At 64.9% G+C, this 21,608-nt stretch carries 22 protein-coding genes and 2 tRNA genes; 9 read left to right on the plus strand and 15 right to left on the minus strand.

Annotation, left to right across the window (positions count from 1 at the left end; translation table 11 throughout):
* Positions 1 to 140: 140 nt before the first annotated feature.
* From dnaX to EDC62_RS05675, 4 genes are all read left to right on the plus strand, one after another.
* The gene (dnaX, locus tag EDC62_RS05660; RefSeq protein ID WP_124221448.1) at positions 141 to 1,985 is read left to right on the plus strand and encodes a DNA polymerase III subunit gamma/tau; all 1,845 of its coding nucleotides are present in this window, start codon (positions 141 to 143) and stop codon (positions 1,983 to 1,985) included.
* Between the two features lie 88 nt (positions 1,986 to 2,073).
* Entirely contained in the window at positions 2,074 to 2,406 is a 333-nt protein-coding gene (locus EDC62_RS05665) for a YbaB/EbfC family nucleoid-associated protein (protein ID WP_124221450.1), read from the plus strand.
* A 132-nt stretch (positions 2,407 to 2,538) separates the two neighbouring features.
* On the plus strand, positions 2,539 to 3,129 hold the full coding sequence (recR, locus tag EDC62_RS05670) for a recombination mediator RecR (RefSeq protein WP_124221452.1): 591 nt from the start codon (positions 2,539 to 2,541) through the stop codon (positions 3,127 to 3,129).
* A 74-nt stretch (positions 3,130 to 3,203) separates the two neighbouring features.
* Positions 3,204 to 3,632 carry an MAPEG family protein gene (locus EDC62_RS05675; RefSeq protein WP_124221454.1) on the plus strand — a complete coding sequence of 143 codons (429 nt, stop codon included), beginning with the start codon at positions 3,204 to 3,206 and terminating at the stop codon, positions 3,630 to 3,632.
* 2 nt (positions 3,633 to 3,634) lie between these two features.
* On the opposite strand, the gene EDC62_RS05680 is transcribed toward EDC62_RS05675, so the two are convergent.
* Positions 3,635 to 3,823, minus strand: coding sequence for a hypothetical protein (locus tag EDC62_RS05680; RefSeq protein ID WP_124221456.1), 189 nt, complete (start codon positions 3,821 to 3,823; stop codon positions 3,635 to 3,637).
* A 201-nt stretch (positions 3,824 to 4,024) separates the two neighbouring features.
* Here EDC62_RS05680 and EDC62_RS05685 point away from each other — a divergent pair, with 201 nt between their 5' ends.
* A complete protein-coding gene (locus EDC62_RS05685) occupies positions 4,025 to 5,026 on the plus strand; it encodes an ABC transporter substrate-binding protein (protein WP_170159024.1) in 1,002 nt (333 codons plus the stop codon).
* Here EDC62_RS05685 and EDC62_RS05690 read toward each other — a convergent pair.
* Positions 4,990 to 6,588 carry a transglycosylase SLT domain-containing protein gene (locus EDC62_RS05690; RefSeq protein ID WP_124221460.1) on the minus strand — a complete coding sequence of 533 codons (1,599 nt, stop codon included), beginning with the start codon at positions 6,586 to 6,588 and terminating at the stop codon, positions 4,990 to 4,992. The two genes, EDC62_RS05685 and EDC62_RS05690, sit on opposite strands and share 37 nt — an antisense overlap.
* Positions 6,585 to 7,361, minus strand: coding sequence for a hydroxyacylglutathione hydrolase (gene gloB, locus EDC62_RS05695; RefSeq protein ID WP_124221462.1), 777 nt, complete (start codon positions 7,359 to 7,361; stop codon positions 6,585 to 6,587). The genes EDC62_RS05690 and gloB overlap by 4 nt, the downstream gene beginning before the upstream one ends.
* Between gloB and EDC62_RS05700 the strand changes: the two genes are divergently transcribed.
* Positions 7,360 to 8,190 carry a class I SAM-dependent methyltransferase gene (locus tag EDC62_RS05700; RefSeq protein WP_425469951.1) on the plus strand — a complete coding sequence of 277 codons (831 nt, stop codon included), beginning with the start codon at positions 7,360 to 7,362 and terminating at the stop codon, positions 8,188 to 8,190. The genes gloB and EDC62_RS05700 overlap by 2 nt on opposite strands.
* A 2-nt stretch (positions 8,191 to 8,192) precedes the next feature.
* A complete protein-coding gene (gene rnhA / locus EDC62_RS05705; RefSeq protein WP_124221464.1) occupies positions 8,193 to 8,645 on the plus strand; it encodes a ribonuclease HI in 453 nt (150 codons plus the stop codon).
* A 38-nt stretch (positions 8,646 to 8,683) separates the two neighbouring features.
* Here the strand turns inward: rnhA and EDC62_RS05710 are convergent.
* The 7 genes from EDC62_RS05710 to EDC62_RS05740 all read right to left on the minus strand — a co-directional run bounded on the left by EDC62_RS05710 (position 8,684) and on the right by EDC62_RS05740 (position 14,472).
* Positions 8,684 to 8,760 (minus strand) — tRNA-Arg (locus EDC62_RS05710).
* 58 nt (positions 8,761 to 8,818) lie between these two features.
* Positions 8,819 to 8,895 (minus strand) — tRNA-Pro (locus tag EDC62_RS05715).
* Positions 8,896 to 8,943: 48 nt separating this feature from the next.
* Positions 8,944 to 10,203 carry an acyl-CoA dehydrogenase family protein gene (locus tag EDC62_RS05720; protein WP_124221466.1) on the minus strand — a complete coding sequence of 420 codons (1,260 nt, stop codon included), beginning with the start codon at positions 10,201 to 10,203 and terminating at the stop codon, positions 8,944 to 8,946.
* Positions 10,204 to 10,239: 36 nt separating this feature from the next.
* The gene (locus tag EDC62_RS05725) at positions 10,240 to 11,325 is read right to left on the minus strand and encodes a phosphotransferase family protein (RefSeq protein ID WP_124221468.1); all 1,086 of its coding nucleotides are present in this window, start codon (positions 11,323 to 11,325) and stop codon (positions 10,240 to 10,242) included.
* 39 nt (positions 11,326 to 11,364) lie between these two features.
* Complete coding sequence (locus tag EDC62_RS05730; RefSeq protein WP_124221470.1) at positions 11,365 to 12,084, minus strand: Crp/Fnr family transcriptional regulator; 720 nt, start codon at positions 12,082 to 12,084, stop codon at positions 11,365 to 11,367.
* Positions 12,085 to 12,158: 74 nt separating this feature from the next.
* Positions 12,159 to 12,941, minus strand: a complete 783-nt coding sequence (locus EDC62_RS05735; RefSeq protein ID WP_124221472.1) for an oxepin-CoA hydrolase, alternative type — start codon at positions 12,939 to 12,941, stop codon at positions 12,159 to 12,161.
* Between the two features lie 7 nt (positions 12,942 to 12,948).
* A complete protein-coding gene (locus EDC62_RS05740) occupies positions 12,949 to 14,472 on the minus strand; it encodes a 3-hydroxyacyl-CoA dehydrogenase (RefSeq protein WP_124221474.1) in 1,524 nt (507 codons plus the stop codon).
* A gap of 66 nt (positions 14,473 to 14,538) precedes the next feature.
* Here EDC62_RS05740 and EDC62_RS05745 point away from each other — a divergent pair, with 66 nt between their 5' ends.
* Positions 14,539 to 16,653, plus strand: coding sequence for a type IV pilus assembly protein FimV (locus tag EDC62_RS05745; RefSeq protein ID WP_124221476.1), 2,115 nt, complete (start codon positions 14,539 to 14,541; stop codon positions 16,651 to 16,653).
* 15 nt (positions 16,654 to 16,668) lie between these two features.
* Here the strand turns inward: EDC62_RS05745 and EDC62_RS05750 are convergent, their stop codons facing one another.
* The 3 genes from EDC62_RS05750 to lexA all read right to left on the minus strand — a co-directional run bounded on the left by EDC62_RS05750 (position 16,669) and on the right by lexA (position 18,953).
* On the minus strand, positions 16,669 to 17,676 hold the full coding sequence (locus EDC62_RS05750) for a D-2-hydroxyacid dehydrogenase family protein (protein ID WP_124221478.1): 1,008 nt from the start codon (positions 17,674 to 17,676) through the stop codon (positions 16,669 to 16,671).
* A gap of 42 nt (positions 17,677 to 17,718) precedes the next feature.
* On the minus strand, positions 17,719 to 18,075 hold the full coding sequence (locus tag EDC62_RS05755; RefSeq protein WP_124221479.1) for a hypothetical protein: 357 nt from the start codon (positions 18,073 to 18,075) through the stop codon (positions 17,719 to 17,721).
* Between the two features lie 200 nt (positions 18,076 to 18,275).
* Positions 18,276 to 18,953: a transcriptional repressor LexA gene (lexA, locus tag EDC62_RS05760; RefSeq protein WP_124221481.1), complete on the minus strand. Its 678-nt coding sequence runs from the start codon at positions 18,951 to 18,953 to the stop codon at positions 18,276 to 18,278.
* Positions 18,954 to 19,018: 65 nt separating this feature from the next.
* On the opposite strand from lexA, the gene EDC62_RS05765 reads away from it, so the two are divergent.
* Positions 19,019 to 20,041 (plus strand): asparaginase, encoded by a 1,023-nt coding sequence (locus EDC62_RS05765; protein WP_124221483.1) that lies wholly within the window; start codon positions 19,019 to 19,021, stop codon positions 20,039 to 20,041.
* Here the strand turns inward: EDC62_RS05765 and adk are convergent.
* Together adk and kdsB are read right to left on the minus strand one after the other, a co-directional pair.
* On the minus strand, positions 20,011 to 20,667 hold the full coding sequence (gene adk, locus EDC62_RS05770) for an adenylate kinase (protein ID WP_124221485.1): 657 nt from the start codon (positions 20,665 to 20,667) through the stop codon (positions 20,011 to 20,013). The two genes, EDC62_RS05765 and adk, sit on opposite strands and share 31 nt — an antisense overlap.
* 114 nt (positions 20,668 to 20,781) lie before the next feature.
* Positions 20,782 to 21,594 (minus strand): 3-deoxy-manno-octulosonate cytidylyltransferase, encoded by an 813-nt coding sequence (gene kdsB / locus EDC62_RS05775; protein WP_245968770.1) that lies wholly within the window; start codon positions 21,592 to 21,594, stop codon positions 20,782 to 20,784.
* Between the last annotated feature and the right edge of the window lie 14 nt (positions 21,595 to 21,608).

Here is a 21,608-nt window from a genome sequence, read left to right on the forward strand (position 1 = left end):
GCGTTCGACCAGCCCCCGCGTGAGGCGATTTTGGATGTTGCTGTCTACTCGGCGACGGTTCGGTACGCACTCCCGTTCGTTCCTCGGCGGTCGGCGGCCGTGCCGTCTGGAACACGCCGGGGCCCCCGTAGAATGGCGCGATGGCTCCCTATTTGGTTCTGGCTCGGAAGTATCGTCCTCGGACCTTTTCCGAGATGGTTGGGCAAGACGCCGTCGTTCGCGCCTTGACCAACGCCTTGTCCACGGGGCGTTTGCATCATGTGTACTTGTTCACCGGCACGCGGGGCGTCGGCAAGACGACGGTGTCGCGCATTCTGGCGAAGTCGCTCAATTGCCAGGGCGTCGATGGACAAGGCGGCGTGACGGCCACGCCTTGTGGGGTTTGCCCGGCCTGCGTGGAGATCGACGCCGGGCGCTTCGTGGACTACACCGAGCTCGACGCCGCCTCGAACCGTGGCGTTGCCGAAGTTCAAAGCCTGCTCGAGCAGGCGGTCTACAAGCCCGTGCAGGGGCGCTACAAGGTCTTCATGATCGACGAGGTTCACATGCTGACCGGGCACGCCTTCAATGCGATGCTCAAAACGCTGGAGGAGCCTCCCGAATATTTGAAATTCGTCTTGGCGACGACCGACCCGCAGAAGGTGCCGGTCACGGTCTTGAGCCGCTGCCTGCAGTTCAACCTGCGTCCCATGGCGCCGGAGACCGTTGCGGAGCATCTGCAGCGCGTGCTTGCCGCCGAGTCCATCGATTTCGAAGCATCGGCCTTGCGCCTGCTGGCTCGCGCCGCCCGTGGCTCGATGCGCGACGCGCTGAGCCTGACCGACCAAGCGATTGCCTACGGTGGGGGCGCGCTGCGCGAAGTACCCGTGCGCCAGATGCTGGGCAGTGCGGACCGCAGTCTGATGTGGCAGGTGCTCGAGGCGCTGTCGCACGGCGCGGGCCGAACGGTGATCGAATCCATCGAGGCCATGCGCGTGCAGGGACTGCAAGCGGGCGCGATGCTCGATGAAATGGTTGCTGTCCTCCAGGACGTCGCGGTGCGTCAAGCGGTTCCCGAAGCGGCAGCGGCCCGAGACGAGGCAGACGAGGCGCAGCTGCAGCGCTTGTCGCAAGCCTTGGCAGCCGACGAGACCCAGCTCCTCTACAGCATTTGCCTGCATGGCCGTCAGGAGTTGGGCTTGGCGGTGGACGAATACGCGGCGTTGACGATGGTTCTGCTGCGCTTCTTGGCGTTCAAGTCGCCGTCGTCGCCCGAAGAAAAAAAAAGCCCGTTGAGGGCCAAGGATGAAATCAGCCCCCGGCTGGGGGCTGGGGCTGGCGCCGCACCGGCGCCTCCGCTGAGCGGACGAGAGGCTCCGGGGACGTCGCCGGCCGGTTCGTCCGAGCGGGTGGAGAGCCCGGCCGTGACGCTGGACGAGGGTGCTTCCTTGCCTCTGGTGGATGCACCGCATGCAGCGCGGTCGCTGCAGCCAGTGGCGAACGGTGAGACCACAGAAAAAGCGGGGGTATCGAGCGATCTCAGCGAGCCGGTCGAGCATTCGAGCGTTCCGCCCGCCGGCGGCGCCGCGACCGCGGAACCGGCCGAGGCTCCTGCAGTTTCGGACGCGGACGATGTGTTTTGGCATGGTTTGGTCATGCGCCTGATCGGCTCCGAGCGGATCGGAGCGCTCGTGCGTGAGCTGGCGCTCCAGTCCGAGCTCGTGCGGCGCGACGGCAACGTGTGGGTGCTTCGGGTCGAGGCCGAGGCACTGGCCCAGCCGCAGATGGCGCAGCGGCTCGAGGCGGCGTTGGCCGCAGAAGGCCATGCGGTGCGCCTTTGTGTGGAGTTGGGGCGGGCCGAGAACAGCCCCGCACAGCGCCTGGCCCGCCGAGCGCAGGCGCGGCTGGCCCGGGCCGAGGCTTGGGTCGCAGCCGATCCCTGGACGCAAGAGATGATGCGCAGCTTTGGCGCGAAAATCGTGCCCGGGAGTCTCGCAGCGCTGTGAGCGGTGAGGCAGCAGGATCGCGTGTCCGTCCCGCCTGGGTGGCGGGTCGGTGCACGGGCCAAATGAGTTCTTACAACGGAGTCAGAGAATGTTCAACAAAGGTCAGTTGGCCGGGCTGATGAAGCAGGCCCAGGCGATGCAGGAAAACCTCAAGCGCGCCCAAGAGGAGTTGGCGCACATCGAGGTCGAAGGCGAGGCCGGCGGTGGCCTCGTCAAGGTGCTCATGACCTGCAAACACGAGGTTCGACGGGTCACGATCGACCCAAGTCTGCTCGCCGATGACCCAGAGATGCTCGAGGATCTCGTTGCCGCGGCGTTCAATGCCGCGGTGCGCAAGGCCGCCGAAACCGAGCAGGAAAAGCTCGGCAAGCTGACCGCCGGGATGCCGGGTTTGCCGGGCGGCATGAAGTTCCCCTTCTGAGAGACCTTGCCTTGGGTCGCGCAGCGGTACTTCCAAGCAGAAGAGGGCCACGTGGCCACCCTCGGCCATGCCCGCAGTGGGCTTTGCCGGGCCCGAGCGCTCTGAAAGGCTGCAAAGCGATCCACCTCCGTCATGGCTGACACCAGCTCGCTCGAACAACTGATCCAGGCGCTGCGGCGGCTGCCCGGCGTGGGGGTGAAGTCGGCGCAGCGTATGGCCTTTCATTTGCTCCAGCATGACCGGGCGTCGATGCGCGTGCTGGCGCAAGCGCTGCAGGAGGCCGATGCACGCATGCGGCACTGCGCGCTGTGCCATACCTTCACGGAGGCGGAGCTTTGTGCGACCTGCTCCGACCCGCGGCGCGACGCCAGCCAACTTTGCGTCGTGGAGACCCCGGCGGATCAGGCCGCGATCGAGCGCACCGCGGCGTATCGGGGGCGATACTTCGTGCTCATGGGCAAGCTCAGTCCGCTCGACGGCATCGGCCCTCGGGAACTCGGTCTCGGGGAGCTGTTCGAGCGCGCATGCGACGGCGTGGTGCGCGAGGTGATCCTCGCGACCAATTTCACCGCCGAAGGCGAGGCGACCGCGCACGTGATCGGCGAAGCGCTGCGCGCGCGCGGGCTGAGCGTCACCCGCTTGGCACGGGGTGTTCCGGCCGGCAGCGAGCTCGAATATGTCGATCTCGGCACCATCGCGCACGCCTTGGTCGATCGTCGTTGATACAAAAATGAGAGCGCATAACGTCCATTTTTTGCGGGCGATGGCCGAATTCACATGAAAAACAGGAAGTTTCGATGAACCCAACGATGACGACTGCTGTGCATTTCACCGTGGCTTATTGGTGCGTGCTGGCAGCAGCCTTGCTACCCATCGTGTGCGCGGGACTGGCCAAGTGGGGCGAATTCGGCCGGCCAGCCAGCCAAGGCGGCTATGACAACCACCAGCCACGTGCCTGGCTTGCCCGTCAGGCGGGCTGGAGAGCGCGCGCCAATGCGGCCCAAGCCAACAGCTTCGAAGCGCTGCCCTTCTTCATCGGCGCGGTGATCATCGCGCAACAACTGGGCGCCAGCCAGGCCTGGCTGGATTTGGCCGCGGTGTTCTTCATTTTTCTGCGGCTCGCCTACATCCTGTGCTACGTCGCGGACTGGGCGCTGATTCGCTCCGTGGTCTGGACCCTGGCGTTCGCGCTCAACATCGCCATCCTCTTCCTCGGCTACCGTTGAACCTAAATCCGGCAGTTGGGCGCGCCCGGGCGGGTCGTCATCGGGCGCGCGGGCAAGGCGCAAACCACAGCCATGGCGGGCGCCATGGCGAGGATTTGCAACGCCGCCCCCGCGCCCGAGGGCGACTCGAACGGGTGCGCAGCGCTCACCCCAACGGTGAACGGCCTGCGCACCGAAAATTGTTGAAACATCAACACCTTGCATTCAGCGAAAAGCGCCCAACTGCCGGATTTAGGTTGAACTGAGGCTGCAGGCGTTTCCTTGATGGCGCGGGAAAACCCGGCCGGAGTTCCCCCGATGTGCCTGCGCCATCCCTGAGCTAGGCTGCGCCAGCCGGGCTCGACCGGCCAGGGGGACGGATGGCGGTGGCAGGGTGTACTCGACGCGCATGTTTGCTGTGGCTTGGCGCCGCGGCGCTGGGCCGTCCGAGCCTTGCCTCGGGCAGCCCATTGCCGGTCGTGGATTTGGCCGTCGGTGCCGCAGACACCCTCTACGACCTGCCGATCAAGCTCGCCGCGGCGCTCGGTTTTTTCGCCGCCGCTGGAGTGGAGGTGCATCTCTGGGAATACCCGGGCGGGATGGCGGCGCTCGAAGCGGTGCGCGAAGGCCATGCGGATGTCGGCGCAGGGCCCTTCGATGCGCTCGTTCTTGCCAACGCCCGTGGCGCTTCCCTGCAGAGCTTTTTCGTCTATGGACGCACGCCGCAATTGGTGCTGGCGGCATCGAGCCGCACCTTGCCGCCCCAGCCGACGATTCAGCATTTGGTTGGCAAGCTTGTGGGTGTCACCTCGTTCGGCTCGGCTTCGCACCGCTTCCTTCGGCTGGTGCTGCTCGATGCCGGCGTTCCGGAATCTGCGGTTCGCGTGATTCCGGTCGGCGCCGAGGCCCGTGCGGCCGAGGCATTACGGGCCGGCTCGATCGATGGCTTTTGCGGCCTCGATCCGTGGATGACCCGGCTGGAACGCTCGGGCGATGTCCGTGTCCTGGCGGATTCGCGTTCAGTGCGCAGTTCGGATGCGTTGTTTCAAGGCGCGATGCCTGGCGGTTGCTTGTTTGCGCCCTATGCACGTTCGAAGGCCGGTGATCCGGGGATCGAGCGCGTGGCTCAGGCCGTTTTCCAGGCGCTGAAGTGGCTGCGTACGGCGGAACTCTCGGACTGGAACGCACTGGCTTCCAAGGCCGCCTGGGCGCGCGATGTGGGCACGACCTCGGCCGCGGTTGCCGTCTCTTTGCAGGGCTACACCGCCGATGGTGGCTTGCCCGAAGGCGGGGCAAGGACGGCTTGGCGCACCCTTGTCCGTCTTTACCCTGAACTGTCCGGCGTCCCGCTCAGCCTCAGCCGGTTGCACACCGAGCACTATGCCTTGCTCGCGCGGGCGCGATTGCGGCTTTGAGTCGAGGTCGCCTTCGGTGTGCTGGGCGCGGGTCGGATGTTCGTCGCCTTGGCCGGGGCTTTCCGTGCGGGTGCCGCGGCCTGCGATCGATTCGGGGTGGCGCGCGTTGGAAGGAGCAGGGTGACGGCCTGGCCGGGGCGGAATTGGGTCTTGATTCCGACATTGTTCCAGTGCGCGAGCGTTGCCGCAGCGACGCCGTAACGCTTGGCGAGGCTTTCGACGCTGTCGCCGCGCCGGGCATGGATGACGGCTCGGCGCAGCGTGACTTCCGGCGCCAGAGCCACTTGGCCATGATCGGCCACGGCTTCGGGGACGTCGGCATCCTTGGCTTCGGAGCGGGTTACGAGCAAGGTCGAGCCAGCCTTGATGAGCATTTTCGGGGGAATGCCGTTGACCCGGCGCAGCTCCGACTCCGGCGTGCCGGTGCGTCGTGCCGCTTCGGCGACGCTCATCGTCGAAGGCGCGACCCAGGCCGTCCAACTCGCCAGGCGGCCCTGATAGCTGGCGAGGTTCCGCTCGAACACGGCGGCGTTGTCCCAGGGCAGCAAGACCTGCGGCGTGCCGGCGGCGAGGATGACCGGTTTGGTCATCGAGGGGTTGAGCGCGCGGAAGTCTTCGAGCGAAATTTCGGCGAGCTTTGCGGCCAGGGCCACATCGATGTCGCGCGAAATCGGGACCGACTGGAAGTAGGGGTGGTTTTCGATGCGCGGCAGCCGGATGCCATAGGCCTCGGGGTTGGCGATCAGATTCTTCACCGCTTGCAGCTTGGGCACGTAGAAACGTGTTTCCTGCGGCATGTTCAGGTCGCTGTAGCTCAGCCCCATCCCGGCCGCCTTGTTGCGGGCCAGTGCTCGGCTCACGCTGCCTTCGCCCCAGTTGTAGGCGGCGAGCGCCAGCTGCCAGTCGCCAAACATGTTGTAGAGGCGCTGCAGGTAGTCGAGCGCGGCGCGCGTCGATTCGAGCACATCGCGCCGGTCGTCACGAAACGCGTTTTGGCGCAGATCGAAGGATTTGCCGGTTTGTGGCATGAATTGCCACATGCCGGCCGCCTTTGCGCTCGACACGGCCTGAGGGTTGAACGCGCTTTCGATGAACGGCAGCAAGGCGATCTCGGTCGGCATGTTGCGCCGCTCGAGCTCTTCGACGATGTGGAAGAGGTAGCGCTGCGAGCGCTCGGTCATGCGCAGGATGTAATCCGGGCGGGCGCTGTACCACTGGATGCGGTCGGTCACGAGCTCGTTGTCGAGGTCGGGCATCGCAAAGCCCCGCCGTATGCGTTCCCACAGGTCTTCGGGCGGACGCAGGCTCACCACGGGTGGGCGTTCGATGGGGTTCAGGCTCAGCGGTTTGACCGGTCCAATCCCACTGCCTTGAAGGCCTTGGCCCGGGGCGTTGGGTGCAGACTCCCCGCCCGTGCTGGGCTTTGGGCCGTGCGCGGCCGCGGCGTCGACCGCCGAACGTCGCTCGGTCGAGGGCGACTCGAGGGACGCGCAGCCTGACAGCATGGCCATGAATGCCAACAGCAGCCACGCCAGCCGCGGGTGAAACCAACTCGGGGTCATCGGAACTCGTCTTTCCAGCGCCGCAGGGCGGCAAAGAGGGCGACCTGATCGGCATCGGCGGGCAGGCCCGCATGTCGGATCACGGCGTCACGAACCGCGACCTCGCCGCAGCGCAAAAAAGGGTTGACCGCGCGTTCGAGTCCGATCGAGGAGGGTAAGGTGGGCTCGCCTTGCGCGCGTCGATGGCGACAGAGGGCTTCATACCGGTCGCGCTCGAGGTTTTGCGGCTCGACCGCGCGTGCAAAGGCGAGGTTCGACAGGGTGTACTCGTGCGCACAGCACACGCGGGTAGGCTCGGGCAGGGCGGCCAGCCGGCTCACCGAGGCGTGCATCTGCTGCGCCGTTCCTTCGAACAGTCTGCCGCAGCCCGCGGAAAACAGCGTGTCGCCGCAAAAAAGCAAGGGGGTGCCCCCGACCTCCGCGCCGTACCACGCGATGTGCCCGCGTGTGTGCCCGGGTACCTCCAGCACCTGCCATGGCAAGCCCAGGATCGCGACCGTCGCGCCCTCGGCATGTCGATGACCGTCGACCGGGATGAGCTCGTGCGCGGGGAGGTGGACCGCTGCACCCGTTTCCTTGGCAAGCGCGGCGACTCCTCCGGTGTGATCGGCGTGATGGTGCGTGACTAGAATCGCAGCCAACCGCAGCCCGAGTTCGTTCAGCGCGGTGCGTACCGGTTGCGGCTCACCGGGGTCGACGACGAGCGCCTGCTCGCCGTCGTGTAGCAGCCAGATGTAGTTGTCGGTCAACGCCGGCAGCGCAACGAGTTTCATGGAGGCGCGAATTATAGGTAGCCCACCCGAGTCGGCCCGAGCCCTGCACGAATGGTTTCAGACCCCGCCCGGGCAGCACCTTCTCCGGTGGGAGCGGGGCTGCCTCGACGCCAGCGTGTCGGATGTCTTCGGCTACCACGCCATCCAGCTGGGCTTGTCCGACATCGATGGGCTCGCGGCCAATCGCATGCCGCATCGTTGGCTGGCGCTGGATCAGGCCGAGTTGCCCGCTGCGCAGGATCAGGCGGGCAACTCATCCAAAACGAGCGAACGCTCGATTCTCGGCTGCGACTATGCGGCTTTGCCGTTTCCCGAGCAGAGCATCGATCTCGTCGTTCTCCCCCACACTTTGGAGTTGCATCGCGATGCCCATGCCTGTCTGCGAGAGGTGGAGCGTGTGCTGGTCCCCGAGGGCCGCGTGGTGGTCTGCGGCCTCAACCCGGCGAGCCTCTGGGGCTTGCGGCAGAGGCGGGCGAGGCTGCTGCGGCGCCTGGGGTTGGGCGAGCTTTTCCTGCCCGATGCCGGTGAATTCATCGCGTACTGGCGGCTTCGAGACTGGCTGCGGCTGCTGGGCTTTGAAGTCGAAACGGTGCAATTTGGCGTCTACGTCCCGGCCTTGCGGCAGTCCGCCTGGTTGCAGCGCTTTCGCTGGATGGACCGCGCAGGGGCGCGGTGGTGGCCGATTTTTGGGGCGGCCTATTGCGTCACGGCGGTCAAGAAGGTGCGGGGTGCGCGCCTGCTCGAAGCCAGCTGGAAGGCCGCACCCAGTCCCCAGGCCGCTCCTATAACCATAGCTAACAAGACCCGAAATACGCAGGGAAACGACTAAAAATGTCCAAAACGCACGTCGAGATACATACCGATGGCGCCTGCAAAGGAAACCCGGGCCCGGGCGGCTGGGGGGTGATCCTGCAGTCCAGCGCCTCCCGCAAGGAACTGTTCGGCGGAGAACTCGAGACGACCAACAACCGCATGGAGCTGACCGCGGTCATCCAAGCGCTCGAAGCGCTCAAGCGTCCGTGCCAGGTCGATCTGTATCTGGACAGCGAATACGTTCGCAAGGGGATCACCGAGTGGATTGCCGGCTGGAAGGCGCGTGGCTGGAAGACCGCATCCAAGCAGCCGGTGAAGAACGTGGATCTCTGGCAACGGCTCGACGCGCTCGTCCACGAGGCGGGCCACCAGATTCGCTGGCACTGGGTGCGCGGCCACAATGGACATGCCGGAAACGAGCGCGCCGACGCCTTGGCCAATATGGGGGTCGATCAGGTCTTGCGCCGATGAGTGTCTACGGCAGAAGCGGGTTGATGCTTGGGCGGGTTTGGCCTGCCCGGAGGGACTCGAACCCCCGACCTACGGCTTAGAAGGCCGTTGCTCTATCCAGTTGAGCTACGGGCAGCTCGATGACGCAAAAGCCCAGGAATCCGGTGGAGCTCTCGGCTTTTGGTTTGAAAGAATGGTCGGAGCGGCGGGATTCGAACTCGCGACCCTCTGCTCCCAAAGCAGATGCGCTACCAGGCTGCGCTACGCTCCGACGAAGCGTCTATTCTAAGCCCAAGGCAGTGGGTTCTCGGCAAACGCTTCAACACCCGCGGGTGACCGGCATTTCGACGGGTTCCTGTCGCACCAGGTACTTCGAGAGCTCGAGCTTGGCGAGCGAGTTTCGATGCACCTCGTCTGGGCCGTCGGCGAGCCGAAGCGTGCGTTGATGTGCATACGCATACGCCAGCGGAAAGTCCTCGCTGACACCGGCGCCGCCGTGCGCCTGAATGGCCCAGTCGATGATTTGGCAGGCGATGTTGGGCGCCACGATCTTGATCATGGCGATTTCGGCGCGCGCAGCCTTGTTGCCCACGGTATCCATCATGTAGGCGGCCTTCAGCGTCAGCAGTCGGGCTTGTTCGATCATGCAGCGGGCCTCTGCAATCCTTTCCTGCCAAACGGACTGGCGCGCGATCGGCTGGCCGAAAGCCACCCGGCTGTTGAGTCGTCGGCACATCAGTTCGAGCGCACGCTCGGCCATGCCGATCGAGCGCATGCAATGGTGGATGCGTCCCGGCCCCAGCCGACCCTGGGCGATTTCAAAGCCGCGGCCTTCGCCGAGGATGAGGTTGCTGGCCGGTACGCGCACGTTTTCGAGCAGGATTTCCATGTGGCCGTGGGGCGCGTCGTCCCAGCCAAAAACGGTCAGCGGCCGCAGCACTCGGATGCCCGGCGTATCGGCGGGCACCACGATCATCGATTGTTGCTGGTGCTTGGGCGCGTCGGGGTCGGTCTTGCCCATGACGATATACACCGCGCAGCGGGGGTCACCCGCGCCTGAAGACCACCATTTCCGGCCGTTGATGACATAGTGGTCGCCATCGCGCTCGATCCGGCATTGGATGTTCGTCGCGTCGGAGGAGGCCACTTCGGGCTCGGTCATGAGGAAGGCCGAGCGGATCTCTCCGCGCAACAGAGGTTCGAGCCAGCGATCCTTGAGCTCCTCGCTCGCATAGCGCTCCAGCGTCTCCATGTTCCCGGTGTCCGGGGCCGAGCAGTTGAAGACCTCTGCGGCGAAGCTGACGCGCCCCATGATTTCGCACAAGGGCGCGTATTCGAGGTTGGACAGGCCTTCGGGCGCGCGAGGCGAGCGGGGTAGAAACAGATTCCAAAGCCCGGCCGCGCGGGCCTTGGGCTTGAGCTCTTCGATGATGCGCGTGGGCACCCACGGATTGCCCGCGGCGCGGTTGCGCGCCACCTCGTCATGGAAGCGCCACTCGTTGGGGTAGATGTGCTCATCCATGAAGGCCAGCAGGCGTGCACGCAGTTGTTCGACTTTGTCGCTGTATTGAAAATCCATGGTGTCCTTCTTTCTTCAGGGGAGCGGGTGCTGGAGCTAGGCTTTCTGAGCGAACGTCCAAGCCAACTCGGCCATGGGGCGCGCGCCAGCGGCGGAGGCCCGTGCCTGGGCGCTCGACGCGGTGCCCGCCTCAACCCGTTTGGCGATTCCTTGGAGGATCGCGGCGATGCGGAAAAGGTTGTAGGCGAGGTAAAAATTCCAGTCGGCCTGTAGATCCTTGGGGTTGGCAATGCCCGTACGTTCGCAGTAGCGGGCGATGTATTCGGCTTCGCTCGGAATCCCGAGCGATTCGAGATCGAGCCCTCCGATGCCGCGAAACGCCCCGACGGGGATGTGCCAAGCCATGCAGTGGTAGCTGAAGTCCGCCAGCGGGTGGCCCAGCGTGGAGAGCTCCCAGTCGAGCACGGCACGGACCACGGGCTGGTCCCGCTCGAACATCAGGTTATCGAGCCGGTAGTCGCCATGCACGATGCGCACCAGCCGATCGTCACGCGCGGATGCAGGAATGTGGCTGGGCAGCCAATCGATCAAGCGGTCCATGGCTTCGATCGGCTCGGTGATCGAAGCCTGGTACTGCTTGCTCCACCGCGCGATCTGCCGCTCGAAATAGTTGCCGGGTTTGCCGTAATCGGAAAGCCCGACCGAGTCCGGCTCGACGCTGTGCAGGGCCGCGATGACCCGATTCATTTCATCGTAAATCGCCGCTCGCGCGTCGCGGCTCAGGTTGGGAAGGGACTGGTCCCAAAGCACGCGACCATCGAGAAACTCCATCACATAAAAGGCGCGGCCGATCACCGATTCGTCTTCGCACAGTGCGAGCATTTCCGCGACCGGAACGGCCGAGCCGGCCAGGGCTTTCTGAACCCGATATTCCCGCTCGATGGCGTGGGCCGAGGGCAGCAATTTGGCCACGGGACCGGGCTTGGCACGCATGACGTAGGCGCGCCTGGGTGTCAGCAGCTTGTAGGTCGGGTTCGACTGGCCGCCCTTGAACATTTCGACCTTCAAAGGTCCGGCGAAGTCGGGCAGGTTTTCGGTCAGCCAGGACTCGAGGCGGGCCAGGTCGAAGGCGTGGGCCGGGGATACCTCCCGTGTCCCGATGAAATTGGAGAAATCAGTCATGTCGGGGCAGGGGGAGCGGCAAGTTGGTACGGGTCGCTGCTAGCTGTCGCTCTCGACGATGGCCATGAGCATTTCCCGATTGCGCACCACGAGTCCACCGGGCTCGATGCGGATGGCGCCCTCGCGCTCCATGGCCTTGAGTTCCTGATTGACCCGCTGTCGTGATGCGCCCAGCAACTGCGCGAGTTCTTCCTGGGCCAATTGGAGTCCGATTCGGGTCTCGTGCGCCTGGGACAAGCAGGGAACGCCGTAGCTGCGCACCAGATGCAGCAATTGCTTGGCCAGCCGCGCCCGCAGGGGCAGCGTATTGAGGTCTTCCACCAAGCCGTACAGTTGGCGGATGCGACGCGCCTGCAGCCGCACCAACGCCTCGTACAGCTCGACATGCGTGGCGAGAATCTTCTTGAAATCGGATCGGGAGACACACAGCAGCGTCGTGTCGCCGTGCGCGTAAGCGTCGTGCGTTCGCCGGTCGCCGTCGAAGATGGCGACATCGCCAAACCAAACGCCCGGCTCCACATAAGTCAGCGTGATTTGCTTGCCCGACAACGAGGTCGAGCTGACCCGCACGGCTCCCCGCGCGCAGGCCGACCACTCTTGAGGCGGGTCGCCGCGAGCCACGATGAGCTCGTTGTCTTTGAATCGCTTGACGTAGGCACATCGCAGAATGTCGTGACGCAATGAAGGAGAAAGTGAGGAAAACCATCGGCCGCTGTTGATGGCCTCTCGTTCTTCGATCGTAAGGATGGGCTCGTCCATGGCTTGTCTTATCGGCGACTAAAGTTCGAAAAAATGTCCCTTGCGTGACGACCAAGGCCGTTGCTGCGACCGGGTCAGGCCGTGTATTTGGGTGTCGTCTTGTCGAGGAAGGCCTGGATGCCGATGCCGGCGTTGGCATGAAAGAGGTTACGCACGAAGTGCTCTCGCTCCAAAGCCAACTGGGCGCCCAGCGTGTTCTGCGCGGCCTCGTTGAGGAGTTCCTTGATGCTGGCCAGCGCATTCGGGGCGCGTGCATTGAGCCGTCGCGCCAGATTCATGGCCTCGTTCAAGGCCGAACCCGGCTCCGTGACGCTGTGAACCAGTCCGAAGCGCTGTAATTGCGCGGCCGACACCCGCTCTGCAAGCATGAGCCACTCGGCCACGAGTTGACGCGGTAGCGCGCGTGCAAGGCTCCAGGAGGCACCGCCATCGGGCGACAGGGCGATGTTGCTGTACGCCATGACAAAGACGGCATTGCTCGCCGCGACGATGAAGTCACAGGCGAGGGCGAGCGAAAAACCGGCCCCGGCCGCCGGACCTTCGACCGCAGCGATGACAGGCTTGGGGAAGGCACGCAGTGCTTCGATCCAGTCGTGCAGGCCATCGATGCTGCGCGCCTGCCATTCAGGGGGGTGTTCGCGATTGGCACGCAGGCGCTGCAGATTGCCGCCCGCGCTGAATACGCCCTGAGATCCCGTGAGGATGACGCTGCGGACCTCGGCGTTGTTTTCGGCGGCGTTGAGGGCCTCGACGCCCGCGGCGTAAATCTCCGGACCCAGTGCGTTGCGGTGTTCGGGGTTGGAGAGCGTCAAGATCAGCGTTTGATCTTCGGTCGTGCTGCGCAGTTCGGCGGGCATGGCGGGCTCAGGCTTCCGTGTGGGTGAGGCTCAAACCCAGGGCGCCGCGACGGCGCAGCCAGGGACTCGGTCGGTAGCGGGGGTCACCGTAGACCGTTTGGAGGTTGAAGAGGACTTCCAGAATGTTCGTGCCGCCGCAACGGTCGCCGAGGCCCAGGGGTCCAGCGGGGTAGCCCAGGCCCAGGCTGACCGCGGCTTCGAGGTCTTCGGGCGTGCAAATGCCTTGCTGACAAATGTCGCAGCCGATGTTGACGACGGTGGCCAACACGCGTTGGGTCACGAAACCGCCGCTGTCTCGGATGACACTGACCGCCTTGCCGTCGCGCGCAAAGAGCGCATGTGCGGCATCACGGACATCGCGGCGGGTAGCCGGGTTGGTTGCGAGCACCCGTCTGCGTGTCGCGGCGTCGTCGATCAGCAGATCAATGCCCACGGTTCGCGCCGGATCGAGCCGCTCGACCACCGAAACGGTCGTGACATCGAAGCCCAATGGCGCGACCAGGGTGACCGCCTGGGCCGAGGGGGCGGCTCCTGTTTCGATGGATCCACCCAGACGGTGGATCAGGGCCAGCAGCTCCGATCGCCGCGCCGCACGCGGCGAAACCCAAAACGGCGGCATCTCCGCCACCCCAGGTGTCGGGGGCTCGTCTGGAACCACGGGCTTTCCACCCTCGTAGCGGTAGAAGCCTACACCGGTCTTGCGGCCCAAGACCTTGCCCGCGAGGCGCTGAGCCCCGATCACGCTCGGCCGAAAGCGCGGCTCTTCGTAATACTGGTGATAGATCGACTCCATGACCGGTTGGGACACATCCAGGCCTGTGAGGTCGAGCAACTCGAACGGCCCCAACTTGAATCCCACCTGGTCGCGCAGGATCCGATCGACCGTGGCGAAGTCGGCCACGCCCTCGGAAACCACCCGCAACCCTTCCGTGATGTAGCCGCGCCCTGCATGGTTGACGATGAAGCCCGGCGTGTCTTGCGCGCGTACCGGCCGGTGGCCCATGTCACGCGCGTACTGGGTCAGCTTGCGGCAGGTCGCCTCGTCCGAACGCAGCCCTGCCACCACCTCGACGACCCGCATGAGGGGCACTGGGTTGAAAAAGTGGTAGCCCGCGAATCGACCGGGATGGCGCAATGACGCTGCGATGGCCGTCACCGACAAGGATGAGGTGTTCGTCGCGAGCGTCGCGTCGGCCGCGACGATGCCTTCGAGTGTGGCGAATAGTTCACACTTCACATCGAGCCGCTCCACGATGGCTTCGATGACGAGGTCACAATCCCGCAAGGCTTCCAACGTCTCGCAGGCCATCAGTCGCGTGGCCAGCGATTCGGCTTCTGCGGGGGTCAAGCGTTCTTTCTCGACCATGCGCCGCCACTGGTCGAGCACGGCGGCTCGGGCTACGCTCAGGTTTTCAGCGTTGGTGTCGTAGAGGAACACACGGCTGCCGGCTTGGGCGGCAACTTGGGCGATGCCCCGGCCCATGACGCCTGCGCCGACGATGCCCACGTTCAAATAGGTCGGTGTTGTCATGGAATGATTATCGACCTTTAGATTTCGCCGCGAATCGCGTCTTTCATGCCAGAATTTGCGCAACACATGAAACCTTTCGTTGTCCTCGGTCGATTCGCGAGCGTTGTCAGCCTTTTTGCCGTCGTCGGGTCGGCGCAGGCCCTGCAGATATCGACGCCCAATTCGGTGGTGTGGCTGGGGCGCCCTTTCGAGATCGATGTTTCCTTGCTGGCCGATGCACCGAACGAGGTGGCGGCCGATTGCATCAGCGTCGAGCTGTTCGACGGAACCAACCGCATCGGGCCGTCGAGAATCCGCGTGGCCGCGTCAGACCTGGGAGATGGACGGAAGTGGCGTCTCTCGATCCGCAGCAGCCAAGCCATCGAAGAGCCGTTCGTCCGGCTGATCGTCCGACTGAACTGCCGCCAGAACCTGACGCGCGAGTTCGTGCTCTTGAGTGAGCCTTTCATCGAGCGCCCATCCGCGAGCATTCAAAGGCTCGCGGCTCCAGCAGAGAAGGCCGAGGGCGTCGGGGTCGCACCGGTTCCCGATCGCGCGAAGTTGCCGCAGCGGGCGGTGCCCATCGACTCGTCGCCGGTCGTGCCGACCCAACAAAAAAAATCGCTCGCACCGCGGTCCGGAGAGGGAAGCCGCAGCCCGGTTCGCCCGCCAAGCGCAAAGGAGCGCGCGACTCCGAAGGCTGGGGCCGCTTCGAGTTCGCACCAGCCGAGGCTCAAGCTGCAAATGCTGGAACTTCCAGCCGCCGATGGGGAGCCGCGCTTGCGTGCCGCCAGCGATCTCCTGACCGTTCCTGACGAGCCGGGTGGGGAGCGGCGCAAGCAGGCGCGCGCACTCTGGCAAACGCTCAACATGACCCTCGAGGAGATCGAACTGCAGGGCGCCCGCGTGCAGCAGCTGACGGCCCAGAGCGAGCGTTTGCAGCGGGAGCTGAGTCAAGCCCGCGCAGAGGCTGCGACTTGGAAGCAGCGTGCCGAGCGTGCCGAGCGCTCCGCAGAACGAGAGCCTTGGCTCCTGGCTGCTTTAGGGGCTTTGGGCTTGGTGGGCGCAGCCTTTGCTGGGCTCTGGTGGCGCCGCCGCGAGGAAGCCTCGCGTGCGTTGTGGTGGATGCCGGAAGAGCCCACGACTTCGGATTCGACCCGAGAGCAGGAAGCTCGTTCGACCGGGATCGCCCCTGGCGTGGAGACGGAGCGGGAGGAAGCGGGCCAGAACGGTGCCCAAGAGCGCCGCAACGCTGAAAAGCCAGCTCCTGCCGCGGCCGTTTTGGCGGAGGCACAAGGAAAGGTGCAGCCCATCCCGCCCACTCCGGCGGGGCATGCTCCGGATGGCCCGCTCGCACAGGCTCGGGAACTCGCGCCATCGGTCGCCGATGCTTCGGAGTTGGTTCGCGCGGTCAAGGTCGATGAACTGCTCGATGTGGAGGAAGAGGCGGAGTTTTTCATCTCACTGGGCCAATACGACCAGGCCATTGCGGCACTGCATCGGCACATGGCGGAAAACCCCGCGGCCAGTGCGCTGGTCTACCTGGACTTGTTGGGTCTCTACCACCGCACCGGCCGCAAGGATGCCTACGAAGCTTTGCGGGCGAAATTCAACGCGACATTCAATGCGGAGGCTCCGGCATTCGATGACTATGCCGAGGGCGGCAATGGCCTGGAGGCCTATCCGCGGACGCTGAGCCGGATCCAATCCCTTTGGCCCTCGCCGAAAGTGATTGGCGTCATCGAAGAGTCTTTGTTCCGGCCGCACACCGACGACGCGCGACGCTTCGATCTCGAGGCCTACAAAGACCTGCTGTTTCTTTACGCCATTGCGAAGGAACTGGCCAAGAGTGGCCGGGCCGAGTCGCCATCTTCGCCGGATCGAGCGCCGATGGTGGAGTCTCAGGCGGACTTCCAGCCGACTCGCATTCAGCCTTTGGCTGCAGAGCCGGCGGTCGACCCTGTGTCCAGCGCGCCAGGGGATGTACCGATCATTCCGGCATCGGCGCACCTCGGCCTCGACATCGATCTTGCGGCCTTGGATCTCGATCCACCGACATTGGCGTCTCAGGCGGCTGCGCAGCCAGGAGCGCTCGCAGAGCCGGATTCAACGGTGGACTCGCAGGCGGCGAAAGCCGACGCTGCGTTGGACTTTGAGCTGTTCCTGAGCGAGAACGCCTCGAAACCCGGACAAAACGCCTAGTCCGGTGGCTTGGGGCTAGCGTCGCACCTGCAATGCGCCGGGGTTGACGATGTTCGTTGGTGTGCCACGGATGAAGTTCACGACGTTGTCAAACGCCGATCCAAAGTAGAGTTCATAGCTGTCTTGCTCGACATAACCGATGTGTGGGGTGCACACACAGGTTTCGAGTCGGAGCAAGGCGTGACCTTGCAAAATCGGCTCGCTCTCGAACACGTCGATGGCAGCCATCCCGGGGCGTCCGCGGCTCAGCGCAGCCACGAGCGCATCGCTTTCGACCAGTTCCGCGCGAGCGGTGTTGACGAAGATCGCGGTCGGCTTCATGAGGGCGAGATCGCTCGACCGGACGATGCCGCGGGTGCTCTCGCTCAGCCGAAGATGTAGGCTCAGGACGTCGGATGCGCGGAACAGATCTTCTTTGCTGGCGGCGAGATCGAAGCCCGCTTCCCGGGCCTGTTGTCTGGAAGCCTCGCTGCCCCAGATCAGGACCTGCATTCCAAAGGCTCGGCCGTAGCCGGCGACGATGCGCCCAACTTGGCCGTAGCCCCAGATGCCGAGCGTTCGGCGGCGCAGAACACTGCCCAGCGCAAAGTTTGCCGGCATGGACGCTGACTTGAGGCCGGACTGCTGCCACGCTCCGTGCTTGAGGTTGCCGATGTAGTGCGGCAGCCGCCGGCTCGCCGCCATGATCAAGGCCCAAGTCAGTTCGGCCGGCGCAATCGGCGAACTGACGCCTTCCGCAACTGCGATGCCGCGCTCCGTGCAGGCGTGCACGTCCAGGTGGGGGCCGACGCGCCCAGTTTGTGCGATGAATTTCAGGCGGGGCAGGCGCTCCAGCAAGGCCTTCGTGACCTGGGTGCGATCCCGATTGAGCACCAAGATGTCGGCGTCCCGCAGCCGCACGGCCAGCTGGGCGATTCCTTTGACGTTGTTCGTATAAACCTTGGCCGGATACGGGTCGAGTTTGCGCGCGCACGGGAGCTTGCGGACCGCATCCTGGTAGTCATCCAATATGACGATGTTCATGGCGCCATTTTGCCTGTGGCCCATAGCGCCTGGGCACTGCGGTCAGCCCGACATGGCTTCCTGCTGGGCTTCCAGTGCTGCCAAGCGGTCGAGTTCGGCGCAGACATCTGCCAGCCGTCCAGAGATGCGCAGTCGAACCGTACCGGAGTGGCGGCCCTGGGCTTCGACGCTGTGGACGACGCGCAGGATGGGCGCGCGAGCGCGGGCTGCTGCCGCAGGTGTCGGGGCCGAGTCCGTGGCCTGATGGCTTGTGTCTGCCCAAAACGACGGCGGGGAGTCCGCTCGGGGCGTCTTTGGTAGGGCCGGTCTTGCCGGTGTCATGGCCGCCGATGCGTTGCACGCGGTGGCGCGTTGCCCGAAGCGGCGCAGCCGCGCCTGGATGCCCTGGATAAGTCCCATGTAAACCTCTCCGATCGATCGGTTGAACACAGGCAGGATTGACGATGAAGCCCGAGCGCTGCAGGGTTGAGTGCTTCCGTGGCACTCAACGCCCGCCACCTGCAGGACGGGGTCGCTGACACGACGGTTCAGTCAGGATGGCTGGGGCCGGGCTCCACCGTGTTTGGGCGAAGGTGACGGTGGGCGGCGCCTCTGCCCCTTCAGGGACAGTGCGGCCGGATCAGACCGACGGCCAAGCCTTCGATTTCGATCGACGCTCCGGGTTGGACGATGATGGGGGCGAAGTCCGGATTCTCGGCTCGCAGTTCGATGTGGTCCGGATGTCGCACCAGACGCTTGACGGTGACTTCGCCGTCGATCCGGGCCACGATGATTTCGCCGTCGCGAGCATCTTGGACCCGCGCGACGGCCAGCAGGTCGCCGTCCATGATGCCCGCGTCGCGCATCGAGAGGCCACGCACTTTGAGTAGGTAGTCGGGCTTGCGGCTGAACAGGCTGGCCTCGACATGAAAGGTTTGCTCGACGTGCTCTTCAGCGAGAATCGGATGGCCGGCGGCCACACGCCCGACGAGCGGTAGCGCGAGCGTCGAAAGCTCCTTCAGCAGAGATGAGCCGAACGATCGCTCGCCCTCTGTTTTGAAGGCGCTTGGGCGAAGGCGGATGCCCCTTGACGTTCCGCTGACGAGTTCAATGGCACCTTTGCGGGCGAGCGCTTGCAGATGTTCCTCTGCCGCGTTGGCCGAGCGAAAGCCGAGTTCGGCGGCGATTTCTGCCCGCGTCGGAGGGGCGCCGGTATTGGCAATGGCGCTTTGAATTAGTTCAAGCACCTGTTGTTGCCGGGGGGTCAGGCGATCGGAGCCGGACTTCGAAGGGGGCATGGCTGCTCCAGAGGTTGGGCTGTAAGAATATCCAGTAGCTGTATTTTTAGCCAGTTTTTTCCATCATGCAAGCGTTCAATGAAACGGTGGGGCAGCGTGTCGTTTTTTTGGCGACCGGGGGGACGATTGCGGGGCAGGCCGCCGATGCGGCGGATGCCGTCGGCTACCGGGCGGCCCAGATCGGAATCGAGGCCTTGTTGGAGCGGGTGCCCGGGCTGGCTCAGCGCTTGGGGTCGTGGACGAGCGCCGCAGAGCAACTGGCCCAAGTCGACAGCAAAGACATGTCGCTGTCGGTCTGGCAGGCTTTGGTGCGGCGGTGCCAGGAGTTGATCGACGATCAGGCCGTGGGTGCCGTGGTGGTCACCCACGGCACCGACACGATGGAGGAGAGCGCGTACCTGCTCGAACAACTGTTGGATGTGGACGCCGCTCGCGTCGTGCTGACCGGTGCGATGCGACCGGCGACGGCGGTGCAAGCCGATGGCCCTCAAAACCTGCTGGACGCGGTCAGCCTTGCCACCGATGCACGGGCTCGCGGTGTCTGGGTGACGTTTGCAGGGCAGGTTTATGCCCCGGCCTGGGTGCGCAAGGCCCATCCGTACCGCCTCGATGCGTTCGACGCCGGCGACGCCGGCCCATCAGCCTGGATCGAGGAAGGCCAGGTGCGCTGGTTGTGTGCGCCGGTCTCGAATGGTGATGGCTTGGCGGCAGGCTATTCAAGAGCCGCTGGCCGGGCCGCGTTCCTGGCCGCGCAGCGCTGGCCCTGGGTTGAAATCATCCACAGCCACGCGCTGGCCGATGCGCGGGCGGTTTCCGTCTTGGTGGATGCGGGCGTGGAAGGCTTGGTCGTTGCCGGGACCGGCAATGGGACGGTTCACGTCGAGATTGAGCGCGCATTGACGCGTGCGGTCGAGCACGGTGTGCGCGTGCTTCGTTCGACGCGCTGCGGGGTTGGGCGGGTGATTGGCACGCCCGCGGACGCTTTCGCGTCCGCGGGGAGTCTGAGTCCGGTCAAGGCGCGCATCCGCCTGGCGCTGGACCTGCTGAGCCGCGAGGGTCAGCTCTCGAGTGCTGCCAGCGCGCGCTGAGTGATTTCTTCGACCGTGCCCACGCCGCTGATGGCGCGATATTTCGGTGCGTGTTCGGGGTCGACTTCGGCCCACTTGCGGTAGTAGTCGACCAGGGGCCGAGTTTGCGCACTGTAGACCTCGAGCCGCTTGCGCACGGTTTCTTCCTTGTCATCGTCGCGCTGGACGAGCGGCTCGCCGGTGATGTCGTCCTGGCCTTCGACCTTGGGCGGGTTGAACTTGATGTGATAGGTGCGTCCGGACCCCGGGTGCGAGCGGCGGCCACTCATGCGCTCGATGATGGCTTCGAATGGAACATCGATCTCGAGCACGTAGTCGATCTTGATATTCGCGTTCTTCAGGGCTTCGGCCTGGGCGATGGTGCGGGGAAAGCCGTCGAAGAGGAAACCATGGGCACAGTCGGGCTCGGCGATGCGCTCCTTCACGAGCTTGATGATGAGGTCGTCGCTGACCAGCCCACCGGCGTCCATGACGCTTTTGGCTTGCAGCCCCAGCGGCGTTCCGGCTTTCACGGCTGCCCGCAGCATGTCGCCTGTGGAGATCTGGGGAATGCCATATTTCTTCGCGATGAACGCGGCCTGAGTGCCTTTGCCGGCGCCAGGGGGGCCCAAAAGAATCAGTCTCATGATTTACCTCGAGTCAATGGAAAACTTAGGGTCGATTTCTGTTCGGGCGCGGGCTTCGCGGCCAGGCGCACCCAAGGCTCGAATCGAGAATAGCACGCGTGGCTGCAGGGTCTCTTACAAGCGCGAAGCAGCGCGTTCGAGCGCCAGGTGCACCCGTGCACGTTCGAGATCTTCCGGGGTATCGACGCCGGCGGGTGGAGCCGAGTCGGTGCGGTACACCGCGATCGTCTCACCGTGCCACAGTGCGCGGAGCTGCTCCAAGGCCTCGACCTGCTCGATCGGTGCGACCGCAAGTTTCGGGAACGCGGTCAGAAACGCCACCCGGTACGCGTAGAGCCCGATGTGGCGCAGCGCGCTCGTGCCGGGCAGTTCCCGCACGCCGCTGCTGTAGCGGTCCCGGTCCCAGGGGATGGGGGCCCGGCTGAAATACAGCGCGCGATCATGCCGGTCGGTCACGACTTTGACGACGTTCGGGTTCGTGTAGGCTTCGACATCGTCAATGGGGCAGGCAACCGTGGCCATGCGCGCGCTGGGGTGGCGAGCCAGGCATTCGGCGACGGCGTCGAGCAAACGGGGCTCGATCAGGGGCTCATCGCCCTGGACGTTGACGACGATTTCTTCGCTCGCGAGCCCCAGTCGTTGGGCAGCTTCGGCCAGTCGGTCCGTACCACTTGGATGGTCGGGCTCGGTCAGCAGACATTCGATGCCGTGGCGCGCGCAGGCTTCGGCGATGGCGGGGTCGTCAGCCGCGACCACGCACCGCCGCGCATGACTTTTGAGCGCCTGTTGAGCGACCCGAACCACCATGGGCAGGCCCGCCAGGTCGGCAAGCGGCTTGCCCGGCAGGCGACTCGAACGCATCCGGGCCGGGATGAGGACGATGAAACCGGCAGAAGTGGGCGCAGCGCCCGGGTCCATTGCGTTCATGTCGGAGGCCATGC

The organism is Tibeticola sediminis, assembly GCF_003843835.1.
Lineage (GTDB): Bacteria > Pseudomonadota > Gammaproteobacteria > Burkholderiales > Burkholderiaceae_C > Tibeticola > Tibeticola sediminis.

What these genes read in the sequence shown, in the direction of transcription:
- EDC62_RS05755 (WP_124221479.1), bottom strand. Translation starts at nt 18,075, where the DNA reads ATGGGACTTATCCAGGGCATCCAGGCGCGGCTGCGCCGCTTCGGGCAA.
- recR (WP_124221452.1), top strand. Translation starts at nt 2,539, where the DNA reads ATGGCTGACACCAGCTCGCTCGAACAACTGATCCAGGCGCTGCGGCGG.
- EDC62_RS05750 (WP_124221478.1), bottom strand. Translation starts at nt 17,676, where the DNA reads ATGAACATCGTCATATTGGATGACTACCAGGATGCGGTCCGCAAGCTC.
- EDC62_RS05730 (WP_124221470.1), bottom strand. Translation starts at nt 12,084, where the DNA reads ATGGACGAGCCCATCCTTACGATCGAAGAACGAGAGGCCATCAACAGC.
- EDC62_RS05740 (WP_124221474.1), bottom strand. Translation starts at nt 14,472, where the DNA reads ATGACAACACCGACCTATTTGAACGTGGGCATCGTCGGCGCAGGCGTC.
- EDC62_RS05765 (WP_124221483.1), top strand. Translation starts at nt 19,019, where the DNA reads ATGCAAGCGTTCAATGAAACGGTGGGGCAGCGTGTCGTTTTTTTGGCG.
- EDC62_RS05735 (WP_124221472.1), bottom strand. Translation starts at nt 12,941, where the DNA reads ATGCCCGCCGAACTGCGCAGCACGACCGAAGATCAAACGCTGATCTTG.
- EDC62_RS05700 (WP_425469951.1), top strand. Translation starts at nt 7,360, where the DNA reads ATGGAGGCGCGAATTATAGGTAGCCCACCCGAGTCGGCCCGAGCCCTG.
- rnhA (WP_124221464.1), top strand. Translation starts at nt 8,193, where the DNA reads ATGTCCAAAACGCACGTCGAGATACATACCGATGGCGCCTGCAAAGGA.
- EDC62_RS05665 (WP_124221450.1), top strand. Translation starts at nt 2,074, where the DNA reads ATGTTCAACAAAGGTCAGTTGGCCGGGCTGATGAAGCAGGCCCAGGCG.
- lexA (WP_124221481.1), bottom strand. Translation starts at nt 18,953, where the DNA reads ATGCCCCCTTCGAAGTCCGGCTCCGATCGCCTGACCCCCCGGCAACAA.
- EDC62_RS05690 (WP_124221460.1), bottom strand. Translation starts at nt 6,588, where the DNA reads ATGACCCCGAGTTGGTTTCACCCGCGGCTGGCGTGGCTGCTGTTGGCA.
- kdsB (WP_245968770.1), bottom strand. Translation starts at nt 21,594, where the DNA reads ATGAACGCAATGGACCCGGGCGCTGCGCCCACTTCTGCCGGTTTCATC.
- dnaX (WP_124221448.1), top strand. Translation starts at nt 141, where the DNA reads ATGGCTCCCTATTTGGTTCTGGCTCGGAAGTATCGTCCTCGGACCTTT.
- adk (WP_124221485.1), bottom strand. Translation starts at nt 20,667, where the DNA reads ATGAGACTGATTCTTTTGGGCCCCCCTGGCGCCGGCAAAGGCACTCAG.
- EDC62_RS05720 (WP_124221466.1), bottom strand. Translation starts at nt 10,203, where the DNA reads ATGGATTTTCAATACAGCGACAAAGTCGAACAACTGCGTGCACGCCTG.
- EDC62_RS05675 (WP_124221454.1), top strand. Translation starts at nt 3,204, where the DNA reads ATGAACCCAACGATGACGACTGCTGTGCATTTCACCGTGGCTTATTGG.
- gloB (WP_124221462.1), bottom strand. Translation starts at nt 7,361, where the DNA reads ATGAAACTCGTTGCGCTGCCGGCGTTGACCGACAACTACATCTGGCTG.
- EDC62_RS05725 (WP_124221468.1), bottom strand. Translation starts at nt 11,325, where the DNA reads ATGACTGATTTCTCCAATTTCATCGGGACACGGGAGGTATCCCCGGCC.
- EDC62_RS05680 (WP_124221456.1), bottom strand. Translation starts at nt 3,823, where the DNA reads ATGTTTCAACAATTTTCGGTGCGCAGGCCGTTCACCGTTGGGGTGAGC.
- EDC62_RS05745 (WP_124221476.1), top strand. Translation starts at nt 14,539, where the DNA reads ATGAAACCTTTCGTTGTCCTCGGTCGATTCGCGAGCGTTGTCAGCCTT.